This is a genomic window from Nitrincola tibetensis (assembly GCF_003284585.1).
Lineage (GTDB): Bacteria > Pseudomonadota > Gammaproteobacteria > Pseudomonadales > Balneatricaceae > Nitrincola > Nitrincola tibetensis.
This window is the reverse complement of record NZ_QKRX01000013.1, coordinates 58,307-74,923: the sequence shown is the minus strand read 5'-3', so window position 1 is coordinate 74,923 and position 16,617 is coordinate 58,307. Positions and strand designations below refer to the sequence as shown.

The 16,617-nt window shown below is 46.6% G+C and carries 13 protein-coding genes; 5 read left to right on the top strand and 8 right to left on the bottom strand.

Annotated features, from left to right (window positions below; genetic code table 11):
• Positions 1 to 10 precede the first annotated feature (10 nt).
• From DN062_RS15205 to DN062_RS15195, 3 genes are all read right to left on the bottom strand, one after another.
• Entirely contained in the window at positions 11 to 988 is a 978-nt protein-coding gene (locus DN062_RS15205) for an alpha-ketoacid dehydrogenase subunit beta (protein ID WP_112160158.1), read from the bottom strand.
• On the bottom strand, positions 981 to 2,171 hold the full coding sequence (locus DN062_RS15200) for a thiamine pyrophosphate-dependent dehydrogenase E1 component subunit alpha (RefSeq protein ID WP_112160157.1): 1,191 nt from the start codon (positions 2,169 to 2,171) through the stop codon (positions 981 to 983). Before DN062_RS15200 ends, DN062_RS15205 begins: the two co-directional genes overlap by 8 nt.
• A gap of 165 nt (positions 2,172 to 2,336) precedes the next feature.
• Entirely contained in the window at positions 2,337 to 4,373 is a 2,037-nt protein-coding gene (locus DN062_RS15195; protein ID WP_112160156.1) for a diguanylate cyclase domain-containing protein, read from the bottom strand.
• Between the two features lie 568 nt (positions 4,374 to 4,941).
• Between DN062_RS15195 and DN062_RS15190 the strand changes: the two genes are divergently transcribed.
• Together DN062_RS15190 and DN062_RS15185 are read left to right on the top strand one after the other, a co-directional pair.
• Positions 4,942 to 5,925 (top strand): carbohydrate porin, encoded by a 984-nt coding sequence (locus DN062_RS15190; protein ID WP_112160155.1) that lies wholly within the window; start codon positions 4,942 to 4,944, stop codon positions 5,923 to 5,925.
• A gap of 88 nt (positions 5,926 to 6,013) precedes the next feature.
• Positions 6,014 to 7,069, top strand: coding sequence for a LacI family DNA-binding transcriptional regulator (locus tag DN062_RS15185; RefSeq protein WP_239995808.1), 1,056 nt, complete (start codon positions 6,014 to 6,016; stop codon positions 7,067 to 7,069).
• Between the two features lie 55 nt (positions 7,070 to 7,124).
• Here the strand turns inward: DN062_RS15185 and DN062_RS15180 are convergent, their stop codons facing one another.
• Genes DN062_RS15180 through zwf form a run of 3 tightly spaced genes read right to left on the bottom strand, consistent with a single transcriptional unit; the run spans position 7,125 to position 10,018 of the window.
• The gene (locus tag DN062_RS15180) at positions 7,125 to 7,796 is read right to left on the bottom strand and encodes a bifunctional 4-hydroxy-2-oxoglutarate aldolase/2-dehydro-3-deoxy-phosphogluconate aldolase (protein WP_112160153.1); all 672 of its coding nucleotides are present in this window, start codon (positions 7,794 to 7,796) and stop codon (positions 7,125 to 7,127) included.
• 46 nt (positions 7,797 to 7,842) lie between these two features.
• Positions 7,843 to 8,559: a 6-phosphogluconolactonase gene (pgl, locus tag DN062_RS15175; RefSeq protein ID WP_112160152.1), complete on the bottom strand. Its 717-nt coding sequence runs from the start codon at positions 8,557 to 8,559 to the stop codon at positions 7,843 to 7,845.
• Positions 8,546 to 10,018 carry a glucose-6-phosphate dehydrogenase gene (gene zwf / locus DN062_RS15170; RefSeq protein WP_112160151.1) on the bottom strand — a complete coding sequence of 491 codons (1,473 nt, stop codon included), beginning with the start codon at positions 10,016 to 10,018 and terminating at the stop codon, positions 8,546 to 8,548. The genes pgl and zwf overlap by 14 nt, the downstream gene beginning before the upstream one ends.
• Positions 10,019 to 10,244: 226 nt before the next feature.
• Here zwf and hexR point away from each other — a divergent pair, with 226 nt between their 5' ends.
• On the top strand, positions 10,245 to 11,105 hold the full coding sequence (gene hexR / locus DN062_RS15165) for a transcriptional regulator HexR (RefSeq protein ID WP_193483900.1): 861 nt from the start codon (positions 10,245 to 10,247) through the stop codon (positions 11,103 to 11,105).
• Between the two features lie 46 nt (positions 11,106 to 11,151).
• Here hexR and pyk read toward each other — a convergent pair whose 3' ends face one another.
• Together pyk and gap are read right to left on the bottom strand one after the other, a co-directional pair.
• Complete coding sequence (pyk, locus tag DN062_RS15160; RefSeq protein WP_112160150.1) at positions 11,152 to 12,600, bottom strand: pyruvate kinase; 1,449 nt, start codon at positions 12,598 to 12,600, stop codon at positions 11,152 to 11,154.
• Positions 12,601 to 12,611: 11 nt separating this feature from the next.
• A complete protein-coding gene (gene gap / locus DN062_RS15155; RefSeq protein WP_112160149.1) occupies positions 12,612 to 13,616 on the bottom strand; it encodes a type I glyceraldehyde-3-phosphate dehydrogenase in 1,005 nt (334 codons plus the stop codon).
• 165 nt (positions 13,617 to 13,781) lie between these two features.
• Between gap and edd the strand changes: the two genes are divergently transcribed.
• Together edd and DN062_RS15145 are read left to right on the top strand one after the other, a co-directional pair.
• The gene (edd, locus tag DN062_RS15150; protein WP_112160148.1) at positions 13,782 to 15,605 is read left to right on the top strand and encodes a phosphogluconate dehydratase; all 1,824 of its coding nucleotides are present in this window, start codon (positions 13,782 to 13,784) and stop codon (positions 15,603 to 15,605) included.
• On the top strand, positions 15,606 to 16,550 hold the full coding sequence (locus DN062_RS15145) for a glucokinase (RefSeq protein WP_112160147.1): 945 nt from the start codon (positions 15,606 to 15,608) through the stop codon (positions 16,548 to 16,550).
• The last annotated feature ends 67 nt before the right edge of the window (positions 16,551 to 16,617 follow it).

Below are 16,617 nucleotides of genomic sequence, written 5' to 3'. Positions count from 1 at the left end.
AATCAATTCATCAAAAAGTCATGCTGGCCTTAATGGCTTCGAAGGTTTTCAAAGCATCGGGCATGTACTCTTTCTCTAAAGCCAAGGGGAAGGGGGTGTCCAAGCCTGTGACTCGTATGATGGGTGATTCCAAATAGAGGAAGCATTCCTCTTGAATTGCGGCGGCAATTTCAGCTCCAAAACCTGAAGTTTTAGGGGCTTCATGGTTAATGATTAAACGACCGGTTTTTTTAACAGAGAGTGCGAGCAGGTCTCTATCCCAAGGAAGTAGAGTCCGTAGGTCTATAAGTTCGCAAGAAATGCCTTGTTCGGCGGCCATGTCGGCGGCTTTTTCAATGGCTTCTACCTGTGCCCCCCAAGCCACTAGCGTAATATCCGTCCCTTCACGTAGCACTTCGCCTTTGCCTAAGGGAAGTTCATAGTCTTCGTCGGGGACTTCTCCGACAGAGGCGCGGTAGAGTTTTTTAGGCTCAAAGAAAATGATGGGGTTAGGATCGCGAATCGATGCCAATAACAAGCCTTTGGCTTGGTAAGGATTGCGCGGAACCACAATTTTCAAGCCGGGTGTGTGCGTAAAATAGGCTTCGGGTGATTGCGAGTGATAGTGGGCGCCATTAATACCGCCACCATAAGGGGTGCGGATGGTCAGGCTACCGACGTTAAATTCATTGCCTGAACGGTAACGAAATTTAGCGGACTCATTAACGATTTGATCAAATGCCGGAAAAATATAGTCGGCGAACTGAATTTCAGCAATGGCTGTCATGCCTTGCGCTGCAGCCCCATTGGCAAAGCCGATAATGCCTTGCTCAGTTAGGGGTGTGTTAAAGCACCGTTGTTTTCCGTACTTTTCTTGCAAATGGCTGGTAGCACGAAAGACACCACCAAAATGTCCGACATCTTCACCAAAACAGATAGCAAGGTCATTTTGCGCCAGAGTGCTATCGAGAGCTTGGTTGATCGCTTGCAATAGGTTGATTTTACTCATGGTCAAGCCTCCAGGATGTTTTAGGATAAGCATCGGGGTATTTACGGATATGGGCTTTTAAGGCGTCATATTGTTCCTGTAAATGCCATGGAGGCGTGTCATAGACATCGCTGAATAAGTCTTCTAACGTTGGTGCGGGGATCTTTTCCGCTTTTTTCATAGCACCCATAATGGCTGTTCGATGGGCCTGTTTATGATGCTCTTCTTTGTCTTCATCCCACCAGCCTTGTGCGATTAGCCACAGTTTAAAGCGCAGTACTGGGCATTTTGCTCGCCAGGTTTCCTCTTCGGATTTATTACGATAACCGCTGGGGTCATCTGAACTGGAGTGAGCGCCTAAGCGATAGGTCATGGCTTCAATCAAAACAGGCTCGTGCTGTTCAACGGCCATTTTTCGAGCCTCTTGTGTGGCTTTAAGCACGGCCAACACATCGTTACCATCAACGCGCAGTGTTTTGATGCCATAGCCGACCCCACGTGAAGCAATACCATCCCCAGCGAACTGTTCGTGAGCGGGCGTTGAAATGGCATACCCATTATTGCGACAAAAGAAAATAACGGGCACTTTAAAAACCCCCGCCATGTTCAATGCGGCATGGAAGTCCCCCTCGGAGGCTGCACCTTCACCAAAGTAACAAATAACGCAGTTGGGTTTATTCTGCGTTTTTAATGCAAAGGCATAACCGGTTGCTTGCGGAATTTGTGTGCCAAGTGGCGATGAGATGGTCATATAGTTCAGCGCTTGCGAACCATAATGAATTGGCATTTGGCGTCCTTTGCCAAGGTCCAACTCGTTTGAGAAGATTTGATTCATGAATTGATCAAGGCTGAAGCCTCTAAAGGCGAGTGCGCCTTGCTCACGATACTGTGCCATGATCATATCATCAGCCGTTAAAGCGGCTGTACTGCCAATATCTGCGGCTTCCTCGCCCGTTTCTGTCATGTAGAAACTAATGCGGCCTTGACGTTGCGAGGCGAGCATACGCTCGTCTAAGGCACGAATGAAGAGGAATGTATCGTAAATTTTGAGTGCGAGTGCCTCATCAATATCAGGCAAACTGGCGTCAGGGTATAGCGTTCCATCATCCTTGAGAATCCGCAATGTGGGGATGCTCAGTTGAGAGCTATCAATAAATACAGGTCGATGCACGATCAGCGCATCTGTCTTGCGTTTATCAGTCATAATGTACCTTCTTGTTCTTATTGTGGTGACTATCGATTGTGTCGATTGTCGATAATTGAATTGCCTAGGGGATCACCCTAAACAGTTCAACGCAGAGAATGTAATACTCTGCTGCTTATTTGTAAAGCCTAGACCAAAGAAGGAAAAAATGAAGGAAAGGGGGGGTTATCGACCTTGTTTGTTTTGATACATACGCAGGTCAGCAACCTGAGTGAGTTCAATTTCACTTTCGCCATCATCAGGATAGAGGGCGATACCAATGCTGCAGCTAAGAGTAACAGAGTTAGGTTCGCAAAAAGGATTAGCAAATGCCAGATGGATTTTATCGACCACTTGTCGAGCTGTGACTAATGAGTCTACGTTGTGCAATAAAATCACAAATTCATCTCCACCTATGCGGCTGACTGTATCAGATTCTCTAACGATTAGAGTGAGTCTGTCAGCAACTTCTTTTAGCACTAAATCACCGAAGTTATGACCAAACTCATCATTAATAGGTTTAAAGCCATTTAAGTCGATTAATAGGACTGCAAAGGATGAGGAATGGCGTTTTGCATGTTTGAGCGATTGATCAAGTCTGTCTGAAAAAAGTGAGCGATTGGCCAAGCCCGTGAGTGGATCATGTTGTGCAAGATGACGATGGCGCTCTTCACTTTTACGTAATTCGTCATAGGCTAAGTGACGCTCAATCGCAATTTCAGCAAGCTGAGCACTTTCACGGATGAGTTGAATATCATCGAAGGTTGGCTCAGACACTTTGGTGTGATAAATGGCGAACGTCCCTAAGAGCTGTCCATTTTTCCGCATAATGGGCTCTGACCAACAGGCTTTGAGGCCATGTTTAAGAGGCAGGTGTTTATAGTTTTTCCAGAAAGGATGTAGGTCGATATCGGCTGTAATGACGCGTTTTTTTAAGTAGGCAGCGCTGCCGCATGCGCCAACAGTGGGGCCAATTTTTATGCCATCAATAGCTTGATTATACTCTTTAGGTAAGGATGGTGCAGCACCAATGTGAAGCGTTTCAGTGTCGGGATGATACAGTAAAATGCTGCAAAATGTTTTCGGGTTATAGGCTTCAACGCTAAGTACGGTCTCTTGTAGGATAAGTTCAATTGGTTGATCTGCTGCAATCATTTCCAATAGTTTGTTTCTATGACGCTGCAATACGGCTGCTTTATTTTTTTGACGTAAGAGAGTGTTTAGTTTTAGATTGACTCGATAAATATACAAGGCAATTCCGCTCACCAATGAAGCTATAAGCGAGGTTATGATTAGTGGAGCGAACCAGGACTGAATTTTATGGCTGGGATGCTTGAATACAAACTCAGATAGGTCAAGAGTGGTCGACAAAAGATTCAAGGATTGATAGGTGTTGTGAATATGCGCCCATCTTCCAGGGTTGATGTAACCTATCTCAATTAGCTCTGGTCTAATCAACTGATGCATACGACTCGCTTCAAATTGAAGAAATGATGCGCTATGTGTTTGAGTGTACTGCTCCAGAATCAATTCGATGATGTATTCAGGATTTTGTAAGGCATAAGTCCAACCCTTTAGGCTTGCTTGGGTGAATGCGCTGACAATGTCAGGACGCTGTTGGGCGAAGGCTTTGCTGGTAAAGAGATTGTCACCGTAAAAATCGATTCCGACCGAGCGGGGTGTGTAGATATGGTACCGGAAGTTGGCTAAGTCTAAGTAATAGGGCTCATGTGTAATATAAGCCGACATGGCATCGACGTTTCCGGTCATTAAATCCTCAATCGAAAAGGTATGAGGTAAACGCTTTTCTTGGTCAAGAAAAATGCTTTCATACATTAGATACGCGATTAGCTCGTCGGCACCTTCTTCTAGCATGATCGGTTTGTCGGCAATGGTATGGATGCTTTGCAGGGCCGTGTCCGCTTTCGAAATAATCACTTGGGGTGAGTGCTGAAAAATATTGGCAAGCAGAACCACTTCGTTGCCCTGATCTAAGTCCAGCAATAGACTGCTGGTCCCTACGCCAAAGTCAGTTTGTCGAGAGATAACCTGTTGAGTTGCATTAATGCCGGGAGCTCCTTCAATCAGGCTTACTTCAAGACCCGCTTGCTCGTAAAACCCCTGATCGATAGCGGCATAGTAGCCTGCAAACTGAAATGCGTGAGTCCATTTTAGCTGTAAGCTGACTTTTTCTAACCCAAATGCACTGGTCGACACAAGCATAAAACCCCAAAGAGTTATGCATAAGTACAGAGAAGGTTGACCAAGCTTAGAACGCAATTTCAAATCACTGGCCTCGTGAAGAATGCATGGTTTTTTAAGGCACTCTTTAAGTGTAGAAGGTAAGCGCAAAAAGTGTATGCAGTATCTTGTTCCAACAGCAGTACATAAGATCGATTCTACGCCAGTCGTGCTGGAATGTGACCACCTCTTTGTTGAAATAAAGCAATATTTCAAACGTTTTGCTCACTTAAGCTTAAGCAGAAGGCTAAATAAAAGCACATTAAACTAAAGCTTAACAGGGCGTTAGTTTCTTTATTTCCATTCTATTTAAACAAAGAGTATCAAAAAACTTAAATTAGAGCTCACACTCTATCAATCGATTGTGATCCTTTGGTTAATATTTTGCGAGTGCACAAAAGATAAGTAAAATTTAAGTAAATTTTACACTTGATTCACTGGTCTAAAATTAAATACACTCCTTTTATCGACTTTAAAGCCCACTGAATGACTTTTTAGTTGTTATTTTTATGTAAATTAACCAAATAAATACAATAAGCATGGTGAGAAAATGAAGTTTACGCCTTTTCGGGTGCCAAGACTGGTATCCTGTGTCTCTTTAGCACTTGTTGCAATGGCTGGAATTCCAAGTGTTGCAGTTGCAGCACCTTCCCTAACATTGGATGCCAATATAGAGTTGGATACGGATGCTGTTAAAGCATCTTCAAGTAAATCCAGCTATGACCAAGGCGGGCGTTTGGAAGTCAACTTTATGGCTGAGCATCGCATGGGAGATCACTTTGTCCGTGGTAAAGGGACGGGGTTGTTGAAAACCGATGGTAAAACGGCAACTGATGATATGTGGTTGATGTTTGGTTCTGATCAGTGGGATATTCAAGCTGGGCGATTTGAGGCAGTTAATTTATTTCCTTTGGGAAAAGATACCGTCATCATGCATGCGGGTGATGGCTCAGCACGTGTGTATGAAGCCAACTTGGTACGAGGGCGAGTGAGCGATGGAGGACAGTTTGCATTTCATGCTAATCCATCGGATCAAATTCGTTTTGAACTGGCGACAGCCTATGGTCAAGGTGATAAGTCGAGGGCATTTACTGGTGTTCGTCCTTCGGTCACATTTGTGGGACAGGGCTTTACTCTAACAGCTGGGTATGAGCATCAAAAATTTGATGATGCGCAAACGACGCACAAGGCAAGTGGTGTTGGCTTGACAGCTGGGTTTACTCTTGGAGATGCTCAGGTTAATTTGAGTGCGGCGCACTTAAGAGATCGTAGTCAGCCATCAACGGTAAAGGTTAACAGTTACGGTGCCAACCTAACGCTTGGTGGTTTTGGGGCCGGTATCATTCACTCAACAACCGCTTTAAGTCAAGCTGCTGATCCAGACGTCACGACGGCTTACGCTGCCTATACATTACCGCTGTTTGATATTCAAAATGCGAGTGTGACATTTGCGGGTTCAACTTCACGGGCCGATAATGTTGCCTCTGATAAAACGTTACACGCGTTAAGACTACGCTTTAACTACACTTTCTAATTGATCCCCCTTCAACTCAATTAGAAAGTCAGCCTGTAAAGCAAAAATGGGGCGCAACTGAAGGATGCGCCCTGTTTGGAACAAACTAATGGGTTCAGTCAGCAAACTTACGATCAAAGATGTTGCTAAAGCACTTAATGTGTCAACGGCAACCATTTCAAATGCGTTTAATCGCCCCGATCAATTGTCTATTCAATTGCGTAAAAAAATCATCGAGCAATGCAAGCTGCTGGGCTATAGCGGCCCAAATAATGGTCTGAAAAATCGTCGTAACCAGCGCAGTGGTATTGTGGGCGTGCTTTTGTCAGATGGATTATCTCAAAGCATGATTGACCCAGTAGATAGCCAGTTTTTATCGGGTGTTGGTAAGGTTCTTGATCAGCAGGGGTATCACTGTTTAATGCTGCAGTCTCTCGACAAAATAGATGTGTTGCAGCAGCGTTCATTGGAAACGCTTGTTGATGGCATTATTGTGTACGGCATGATGAGGCGTCCAAGCAGCTATCAGCGGTTGTTAACGCAGCACAAACCCCTTGTAACCGTAGACTTTACTCTAGACAGTTTTCCCTCTGTCACTATTGATAATCTCAGGGGAGCAAGAAATGCAGCAATGCATGCCCTGCGGCATGGTCATCAACGAGTGGCAATTATTGGGCTTCGGGTTGTCTTGGATGAGTGCGTTTGTCGAGTGACGGAGGAGCGAGTGTTGAATCTTGCATCTTCATTTGGCATGCAGCGCTTGTCGGGTTATCAAGAGGCTTTGCAAGAAGTTGGTATTGCGCTCGACGATGTGCCAGTTTGGAGTATGCCTGAGAATTCGCATCGTCAAGCTTACCCACTGGTATACGATATTCTGTCGTCTTTACAGCCAACTTTACTGCTATGCATGAGTGATACCATTGCGCTGGCAGCAATGCAGGCGGCAAGTGCGCTTGGTTTATCTGTTCCGCAGGATCTGCATATTGTTGGATTTGACGGTATTCCTTTGGATGAAAATATACGTCCGTCTTTGACAACAGTGTATCAGCAAAGTGTCGAGAAAGGTCAGGCCGCAGCACGAGTCTTATTGGGGCAAAAGGATCAGCAGCATACTGTGCTGGATACTCAGTTGATCGTAAGAGAGAGTTGTCCTTATACAGCTTAAAATCAAAAGCGTTTTAGCAAAAAAACCAGCAATTGCTGGTTTTTTTGTATGAGGATTAGATGTTTTGGTGTGGGCGTAATTGAAAGACAGTATCTCGTGCAATTTGCTGAATCGCTTGCCAGTCTTGCTGATTAATCAGTGCTTGCGGTGTCAGCCAAGAGCCGCCAACACACATGACATTGTTTAGGTTCAAATAGTCTGCTGCTGTTTCAAGGCGTATGCCACCGGTTGGGCAGAAGCGCACATCTCCAATAGGGCCAGCAAAGGCTTTTAGCGCATTGACGCCACCAGAGACTTCTGCAGGGAAAAATTTAAAGCGTTTATAACCCAGAGCATACGCGTGCATTAGTTCTGAGATTGTTTGAATGCCAGGTAATAAAGGCACTTTGTGCGTGAGTGCATGTTCTAGCAGTTCTGTTGTTGAGCCCGGTGTCACGATGAAGGTAGCACCTGCTTCACAGGCTGCATCATATTGTTTTGGATTCAAGACCGTTCCAGCGCCTACTTGTGCGTTGGGCAGGCTGTCAGCGATGAGTTTGATCGCTTGTAGGGCAATATCGGTTCTGAGAGTGACTTCAAGAACCGGTAGTCCGCCCTTGACGAGTGCTTCAGCAATTGGAAGTACTTCATCAAGTGTATTAAACGTTAATACTGGTATCACAGGGCTAAGGCTGCAGATACGGTCAATTTCTGTGATGTTTTGTTGTTTTAATGTTTCGTTATTCATAGTCAATCCTGATCAGCTGCCGTTGAGTCCAACTCTAAAGTGAGAGTTAGGCGCTCCAATAAATGGTTAATGGATGTGCAAGAAAGAAGCGAATGGGCATTTCAATTGAAGGGCCGTCGCTTAACGCGCTCTGTAAGGTTAGGAGTTTGTCTTCACCACAAATGTGCAGAATTCTGCGGCGGGCATTAAGAATGCGTTTAGGCGTCAGAGTTAAGCGAGAATAGGGTGCTGTTTTAGGGGTGACTAACGCACAATGCGACTGGCTATTGACTGCCGATTCTATATCATCGGAGCAGGGGAATAAGGAGGCCGTGTGTCCATCGTTGCCCAGTCCTAGGATGACGAGATCTAAAGGATCGCTAACCTGATTCAAACGGGCTTCGCATTGAGCCTGTTGTTCTTGGTAGGTTAGATCTAAACGATCTTCAAATAGTGCAACCAAGGCTGCATCACTGGCACAGTTCTGAAGTAACGTGTGGCGAACTAAGCCTGCATTGCTGTCAGGGTGTTCATGTTTTAAGCAGCGATCATCTGCCAGCGTGAGCGTAACCTTAGCCCAGTCTAATGGGGTTAGGCTGAGTTCATGAAAAAGCTGAATCGGGGTTCGTCCACCCGAAACAGCCATGCTGGCCTGTTGGTGTTGATGAATCGCTTCTTCTAGTTGTTGAGCAACATCATTAACTAGGGCGTGAGTCAGTTCTTCTCGGCTAGAGAAGCTCTTGCATTCAATGTGCGCGGGTAAATTGAGATCACTGATTTTCATACCAAACTCTTCCGTCGTTTGCGAGTAATAAATCCGAGTTGGCAGGTCCCCAGCTTCCTGCAGGGTAGGGAAGTGGTGGGCTGTTTTGTTTTTGCCACTGGTTTAAGAGGGCGTCACACCATTTCCAGGCATGTTCGATCTCGTCTCGGCGTACAAAAAGGTATTGCTGGCCTTTGATTACTTCAAGAAGCAGTCGTTCGTAAGCATCGGGAACGCGATCAATGCCGAAGGCTTGTGAGAAGCTGAGTTGTAGTGGCGCTTTTCTAAGTTGCATGCCTTTTTCCAAACCTTGATCTTTGGTCAGAATATGCAGGGCAATGCCTTCATCAGGCTGTAGCTTGATGATCAACTTGTTGTTGGCAAGTTGGCGTTGTTCGGGGTCAAAAATATAATGGGGTTGCTGCTTAAAATGCACAACAATCTGAGAGGATTTTTCAGCCATGCGTTTGCCTGTGCGCAGGTAAAAAGGCACGCCCGCCCAGCGCCAACTTCCGAGTTCAACACGAATAGATACAAATGTCTCGGTTTGGCTCGACGTGTTTGCTCCCTCTTCATCAAGGTAGCCAGGAACGCGTTGGTCATTAATGTAGCCACTTGTGTATTGGCCACGAACCACGTGATGGCCCATTTCTTCCGATTTGATTGGGCGTAAGGATTTGAGTACCTTTACTTTTTCGTCGCGAATGCTGTCGGCTGACAGGTCTGCAGGTGGATCCATCGCAACAAGGCATAGAAGCTGCAAGAGGTGGTTTTGCACCATGTCGCGCAGTTGTCCGGCTTTATCAAAGTAACCCCAGCGTCCTTCAATGCCCACTTTTTCAGCCACTGTGATTTCGACGTGGGAGATGTGGTTTTGATTCCATTGAGTGCCAAACAGATTATTGGCAAAGCGAAGTGCAATCAGGTTTTGAACGGTTTCTTTTCCGAGGTAGTGGTCGATGCGATAGATTTGAGATTCATCAAAAAACTTGCCCACCTCTGAGTTCACCTGATGAGATGTTTCTAGGCTGAAACCAATCGGTTTTTCCAGGACGACTCGGCTTTGCTCATTTAAGCAGCCTTGTTCGCTTAAGTTGGCACTGATGGTGCCATATAAAGAAGCGGAGGTGGCGTAATAAAACACACGTTCTTTATTTGTCGAGGAGTCTAAGGCGTCTTTTAGTGGTCGGTAGCTTTCTATCTCATCGAAATTAACACTTAAAAAACGGATTCGTTGAATAAATGCTTCTAGAACGTCGGTATTCATCAGGCTTTCACTCACGTATTTCGTGAGGCTCTGACGTGTTTGACCTATCCCTTTGTCTTGGTCTGTGTTGCGCGCAACGCAGATGATTCGAGTGTCTTTATGGATGAGCTTGGCGCGTTCGAGTTGGTAAAGTGCAGGCAGCAACTTTCGTTGTGTTAAGTCGCCCAAAGCACCGAAAAAAATAATGTCGCAAGCGGATAGGTGTGCAGTCATGGTTGATAACCTGTTTTTGTAGTTATTTAACATACATAGTTGGATTTTATTCGCCAACAAATGCAGTGTCAAGTCGATTATTTTGTTAAATTTACCTACTATTTGTTTGTTTGAGGTGGATTGCCTAAGCTAAAAATAGACCCCTTTCACTGGTTAAGGCACATATAACCCGTTATAGTTCAACCTGATTGCAATATGTTGAAAATTTACGTATGGACATAAGGTTATGATCGATCAAAGTGGAAATCTGCTGGAGGAAATTCGCAGTCGCTTAGAGACTCTGAACAAGTCCGAGCGTAAAGTGGCTACGGTTATTCTTCGGGACCCTAAGGCCGCTATACGCTTGACTATTACAGCGCTGGCGCAGGAGGCTGGGGTAAGTGAGCCGACCGTCAACCGTTTCTGCCGCGGGTTTGATGAGCGTGGCTACCCTGATTTCAAGTTACGATTGGCACAAAGTCTGGCGGAAGGAATGCCATATGTAACGCGCAACGTTGAGTATGACGACACCACCGAGTCTTATAGTGAAAAAATATTCTCATCAACCATTGCGGCGTTAGACACGGCACGCAAATCTTTGCAGCCAAATGTCATTACGCGTGCTGTTGATCATTTAAGCCAAGCGAAGCAAATCTTCTTTTTTGGTTTAGGGGCTTCCGCCTCAGTGGCTGCAGATGCGCGTCATAAGTTTTTTCGATTGAATATCCCTGTGATGGCGTATGAAGACGTGTTGATGCAGCGCATGGTGGCGGCTGGGGCGCATACAGGTGATGTGATTGTTATTATCTCCTACACGGGGCGTACGCAGGAGTTGGTTGAAATTGCAGCGTTAGGGCGAGAGAGTGGGGCGACAGTGATTGGCATTACTCACGACCCATCGCCTTTGGCGCGGGAGTGCAGTTTGTTGATTTCGTTGCCAGCACAAGAAGATACCGATGTGTACATGCCAATGACGTCTCGTTTAATACAGTTGACCATGATTGATGTATTGGCGACCGGGGTGACACTGAGACGAGGGATAGAGTTTCAGCGTTATTTAAAGCGTATTAAGGACAGTTTAATACCTACGCGCTATCAATCAGAATGACATAGAGGGGGATTTCCCCCTCTATTTAGATTTGTTTACTCTTGAACTAAGCGATTTTCTGGCCAACGGTGACGATTTTCAGGGTATTTGTACCGCCTTGGGCGTTTAAATAATCCCCCTTCGTAATGATCACTCGATCCCCATCACGAACAGCGCCCCTGCTGACTAACTCATCAATTGCACTTTGATTGATTTGGTCTGGTGGTAGGGTTTCGCTGTCAAATGGAATGGTTTGAACGCCGCGATACAAAGCGACTCGGTGCTGCGTATCCACCCTTCTGGAGAAGGCGTAAATTGGCAGAGGTGAGCGAATCCGTGACATGAGGCGTGGCGTCAACCCCGTTTCTGACATGCAGATAATTGCTTTGATGTTGCGAAGATGATTCGCTGCATACATAGCAGACAGAGCAATCGCCTCATCGATGTTTTCAAAGGCTTCATGCATTCGGTGCTTAGAAATGTGTGTGATCGGGTGCAATTCAGCACCGATGCAAACACGAGACATTGCCTCTACTGCTTCAATGGGGTAGTCGCCTGCTGCTGTTTCAGCCGAGAGCATGACAGCATCAGTATAATCCATAACCGCGTTTGCAACGTCAGAGACTTCGGCGCGGGTCGGCATTGGGCTGTGGATCATGGACTCCATCATTTGTGTCGCGGTAATCACGATTTTATTCAGTGTGCGTGCACGGGCAATAATGTGTTTTTGCACACCGACCAGTGTTGCGTCACCTATCTCAACCGCGAGATCGCCTCGAGCCACCATGACGACGTCTGATGCACGAATAATGTCATCGAGAATCTGATCGTCATTGACTGTCTCAGCGCGCTCAATTTTTGCCACTAAGCCTGCCGTGGAACCTGTTGCCTCCACTAGCTGTCGAGCCTCATGCATGTCATCCGCATCGCGTGGGAATGACACAGCGACATAGTCAACGCCCGCTTCAGCCGCGGTAATAATGTCGGCACGGTCTTTGTCGGTCAGTGCTTTTGCTGACAGGCCACCACCTTTGCGGTTGATGCCTTTGTTATTAGACAACTCACCACCAATAATCACGCGTGTAATGACTTCGTGATCGGTTACTTGTGTGACGGTCAGCTCAATACGCCCATCATCCAGGAGTAAAATATCGCCAACGCGTGAATCATTAATTAAGGCTTCGTAATCAATGCCAACACGCTCAACATTGCCCGCATTTTTGTCTAGATCAGAATCTAGCGTGAAGGTTTGGCCTTTACGTAGGAGTACTTTCTTTTCTGAAAAGCGGGCGATGCGAATTTTGGGGCCTTGAAGGTCGCCAAGAAGCGCGACGTGGCGGCCGTGTTTAGCTGAGAGTGTCCTAACAAGCTTCGCACGTTCAATATGATCTTGTGCTTCTCCATGTGAGAAGTTCAGGCGCATAACGTCAGCACCTGCTAAGATTAAAGCTTCAATCGCTTCAGGAGTGCTGGTTGATGGGCCTAATGTCGCCACAATTTTTGTACGTCGTAACATGAAAAAACTCCTCAGGCGGGGGCCTGCATAAGTGCGAGCGTGTTGTCTAGCATTCGGTTTGAGAAGCCCCATTCGTTATCGTACCACGCCATAATTTTCACTAAACGGCCTGATACTTTAGTCTGGGTGGAATCGAAAATAGATGATAGAGGATTATGATTAAAATCTATAGACACTAATGGCGCACTGTTAAAGCCCAGGACTTTGGAGTCTTCGCTGGCGGCTTTCAATAGTTGATTGATCTCGTCTTTAGTGGTGCTGCGTTCCGCAATAATCGTAAGATCAACTAAGGATACATTAATGGTGGGGACGCGGACGGCCATACCATCAAACTTTCCAGCAAGTTCTGGCAAAACTAATCCGACGGCAGCTGCGGCGCCTGTTTTCGTGGGAATCATAGACTGGGTCGCAGATCGAGCACGATACGGATCCGAATGATAAACATCCGATAGGTTTTGGTCGTTAGTGTATGCATGAATGGTGGTCATTAAGCCGCTTTCGATCCCAATTTCACGTTGCAAAACTTGAGCGATTGGGGCTAGGCAGTTTGTCGTGCAGGATGCGTTCGATATGATTTGATTCGAAGCACGGAGCGTCGAGTGATTTACACCGTAGACAATCGTTGCATCAACGTCCGTGCCGGGGGCGGAAATAATGACTTTTTTAGCACCTGCCGTAATGTGAGCCACGGCTTTGTCTCGATGAGTGAATAAGCCTGTGCATTCGTAAACAACATCTATATCCATTGATTTCCAAGGGAGTTCTGACGGATTGCGAATTGCGCTTATCGCGATGGTGTCTTGATTGACGGTCAGTGACTGTTCGTCATGGCTGACGTCGCCGGAAAAGATGCCATGAACAGAGTCGTATTTGAAAAGATGGGCGTTTATGCTGGCATCACCCAGATCATTGATGGCGACGACCTGTATGCGGTCGCGGTAGTTGTTTTCGTAAAGAGCGCGAAGGATGTTGCGGCCAATACGGCCAAAACCGTTAATAGCAACACGTATAGTCATGGTCTTTTACCTCGCTGTTGTATGGATATTATATTTTTTATAAGTAAATATTACTCCTTAAAACGATATTTTTACAGCTTGGATATTAAAAAATATGTAAAAATACTAAAAAAATGATATAAAATGATCTTAACTGAATAATGATAAGAGTAGGTGGTGATCTCTATGCACGCAAATGTTGAAGCCGTAACCGCACGTATTAAAGAGCGTAGTAAGCTCAGCCGGAGTCGCTACCTCGATCAGATGAAACGCGCAGAAGAGCAGGGAGTGCACCGTAGTCAATTGTCCTGCGGCAACCTTGCACATGGTTTTGCCGCCTGCCAGCCTCAAGATAAACAGGCACTTAAGCTAATGAATGCAGTGAATGTCGGCATCGTGACGGCCTACAACGATATGCTGTCTGCACATCAGCCCTACGAGCGCTACCCGGATATGCTGCGCGAAGCGGCGCGAGAAATGGGCTCCGTTGCACAGGTTGCAGGGGGTGTTCCCGCTATGTGTGATGGCGTTACTCAGGGGCAAGCGGGTATGGAGCTGAGCTTGTTTAGCCGTGATGTCATTGCAATGTCAGCAGGGATCGCTCTGTCTCATAATATGTTTGATGGCGCTTTGTACCTAGGTGTTTGCGATAAAATTGTGCCGGGCTTATTAATGGCAGCTTTACGTTTCGGGCATCTTCCCACGGTGTTTGTTCCGGCTGGCCCCATGGTCTCTGGGCTACCAAATAAAGAGAAGGCTAAGATTCGTCAGCTGTATGCGGAAGGAAAAGTCGGTAGGGATGCATTACTGCAATGCGAATCAGATTCGTACCACAGTGCAGGAACCTGTACGTTCTATGGAACGGCGAATACCAATCAAATGGTTGTTGAAATCATGGGATTGCATTTGCCAGGATCTTCCTTTATCAATCCGGGTACGGGGCTTAGAGATGAGCTCACTAAAGAAGCGGCGCGTCAGGTTATTCGTCTAACAAAAGAAAATGGTCGCTTCACCCCTCTCTATGAAATCATTGATGAAAAGACCATCGTAAACGGTTTGGTGGCCTTATTGGCCAGCGGCGGCTCTACGAATCATACGTTGCATTTTGTGGCGATTGCGCGTGCCGCTGGCATTATCATTAATTGGGATGATTTTTCCGACCTTTCGGCTGTAGTGCCTTTGTTGGCGCGCGTTTACCCCAACGGTGAAGCCGATATTAATCACTTCCAGGCGGCAGGTGGTACATCGTTTCTTATTCGTCAGCTCTTGGCAGGCGGTTTCTTGCACGAAGATGTCATGACGGTTATGGGGCAAGGCCTATCACGCTATACCGCCGAGCCTTTCCTTGAAGATCAACGTTTGGTTTGGAGAGATGGCCCTAAAGAGTCTTTGGATTCTAAAGTGTTGGCACCTATTGAAACACCGTTTAGTCCCGATGGCGGAGTTAAGGTTCTGCAAGGGAATCTCGGACGGTGTGTCATTAAGGTGTCAGCAGTTGCGAAAGAACACCAGGTTGTTGAAGCTCCAGCAATTGTGTTTGAAGATCAGAATGAATTGGCGGCCGCGTTTGATCGCGGTGAGTTGGAGCGGGATTTTGTTGCAGTGGTTCGGTTCCAAGGGCCGAAAGCCATTGGCATGCCTGAGTTACACAAACTGACGCCTTATTTAGGCACTTTGCAAGACCGTGGATTTAAAGTGGCATTAGTTACCGATGGACGTATGTCGGGTGCATCCGGTAAAGTGCCCGCTGCGATTCATCTCTGGCCTGAAGCGATTGAGGGTGGCATTTTGGCTAAGGTGCAAACAGGTGATGTTATTCGGTTGGATGCGCTATCCGGTCAACTAGACTGGAAGGTCGACCCTTCAGTTGTCGAACAAAGAGAGGCTGCACAACCTATAGTGAGAGCATCGCATATGATGGGTATGGGTCGAGAGTTGTTCAGCCCGATGCGAGATAATGTAGGTAATGCTGAGCAGGGTGCCAGTGTCTTTTTTCATTCGGAGGTTTAAATGAGCCAGTATGCTTTGGTTGCAGATATCGGTGGAACCAATGCGCGCTTTGCTTTGGTAAAGGAGGGGCAAGTCAAGCTAGAGCAGGTGAAAACGCTAGCCTGTGCAGACTATGAAAATATTGACCATGCAGCAAAGGCTTATCTGAGAGAGCTGGATATTCAACACGTGGATAAGGCCAGTATTGCCTTGGCCTGTCCTGTTAAGGTTGAGCAGCTGCGTATGACCAATAATCATTGGGTGTTTACGCGGGCTCAACTTTCAAGTGCATTGAATCTTAAGCAGTTGACCTTGTTAAATGACTTTACCGCCATGGCGTTAGGAATGTTGGAAGTCTCTGAGGCTGATCTAATCCAGATAGGTGGCGGAGAATCTGACGATGACGCTCCGCGTTTAGTCGTGGGGCCTGGCACCGGTTTGGGGGTGTCGGCGCTCGTGCCCTTTAATGGGCAGTGGAAAGCGTTGTCTGCGGAAGGCGGGCACGTAAGCTTTGCGCCAACGGATACGGCTGAAGCCGCTGTTTGGGCGTATTTAACTCAAACCTTTGGGCGCGTCTCTGTTGAGCGGATTCTCAGTGGCCAAGGTTTATTGAGTCTCTATACTGCATTGGCTGACTTCAAACAGATTACGCCTGTGCATACGTCGCCTGCCGAAATTTCGCAAGCGGCTTTGCAGGGGGAGGTCTTTTCTCAGGAAGTGCTAAACCGTTTTTGCCGTATTCTTGGCGCGGTGGCGGGCGATGCCGTGTTGATGATGGGGGCAAGAGGGGGGATCTACCTGTGTGGCGGTATTTTGCCTCGCATGGTGGATTTCTTTAAGGCCAGTCCTTTCCGTGAAGGTTTGGAGTCGAAAGGGCGCTTTCAGTCTTACATGCAGAAGGTACCGGTCTGGTTGTGCGTAGCTGACAATCCAGGGTTGCTTGGTGCGGCCGCCGCTATTCGTTAAGTCTGCTAGTTTTGTTGAGTCTAGTGGTTTCGTTAAGCTTACTAGACAAGCGCTTGCGTAATGTTCA

What these genes read in the sequence shown, in the direction of transcription:
- DN062_RS15205 (WP_112160158.1), bottom strand. Translation starts at nt 988, where the DNA reads ATGAGTAAAATCAACCTATTGCAAGCGATCAACCAAGCTCTCGATAGC.
- DN062_RS15200 (WP_112160157.1), bottom strand. Translation starts at nt 2,171, where the DNA reads ATGACTGATAAACGCAAGACAGATGCGCTGATCGTGCATCGACCTGTA.
- DN062_RS15195 (WP_112160156.1), bottom strand. Translation starts at nt 4,373, where the DNA reads ATGCTTGTGTCGACCAGTGCATTTGGGTTAGAAAAAGTCAGCTTACAG.
- DN062_RS15190 (WP_112160155.1), top strand. Translation starts at nt 4,942, where the DNA reads ATGAAGTTTACGCCTTTTCGGGTGCCAAGACTGGTATCCTGTGTCTCT.
- DN062_RS15185 (WP_239995808.1), top strand. Translation starts at nt 6,014, where the DNA reads ATGGGTTCAGTCAGCAAACTTACGATCAAAGATGTTGCTAAAGCACTT.
- DN062_RS15180 (WP_112160153.1), bottom strand. Translation starts at nt 7,796, where the DNA reads ATGAATAACGAAACATTAAAACAACAAAACATCACAGAAATTGACCGT.
- pgl (WP_112160152.1), bottom strand. Translation starts at nt 8,559, where the DNA reads ATGAAAATCAGTGATCTCAATTTACCCGCGCACATTGAATGCAAGAGC.
- zwf (WP_112160151.1), bottom strand. Translation starts at nt 10,018, where the DNA reads ATGACTGCACACCTATCCGCTTGCGACATTATTTTTTTCGGTGCTTTG.
- hexR (WP_193483900.1), top strand. Translation starts at nt 10,245, where the DNA reads ATGATCGATCAAAGTGGAAATCTGCTGGAGGAAATTCGCAGTCGCTTA.
- pyk (WP_112160150.1), bottom strand. Translation starts at nt 12,600, where the DNA reads ATGTTACGACGTACAAAAATTGTGGCGACATTAGGCCCATCAACCAGC.
- gap (WP_112160149.1), bottom strand. Translation starts at nt 13,616, where the DNA reads ATGACTATACGTGTTGCTATTAACGGTTTTGGCCGTATTGGCCGCAAC.
- edd (WP_112160148.1), top strand. Translation starts at nt 13,782, where the DNA reads ATGCACGCAAATGTTGAAGCCGTAACCGCACGTATTAAAGAGCGTAGT.
- DN062_RS15145 (WP_112160147.1), top strand. Translation starts at nt 15,606, where the DNA reads ATGAGCCAGTATGCTTTGGTTGCAGATATCGGTGGAACCAATGCGCGC.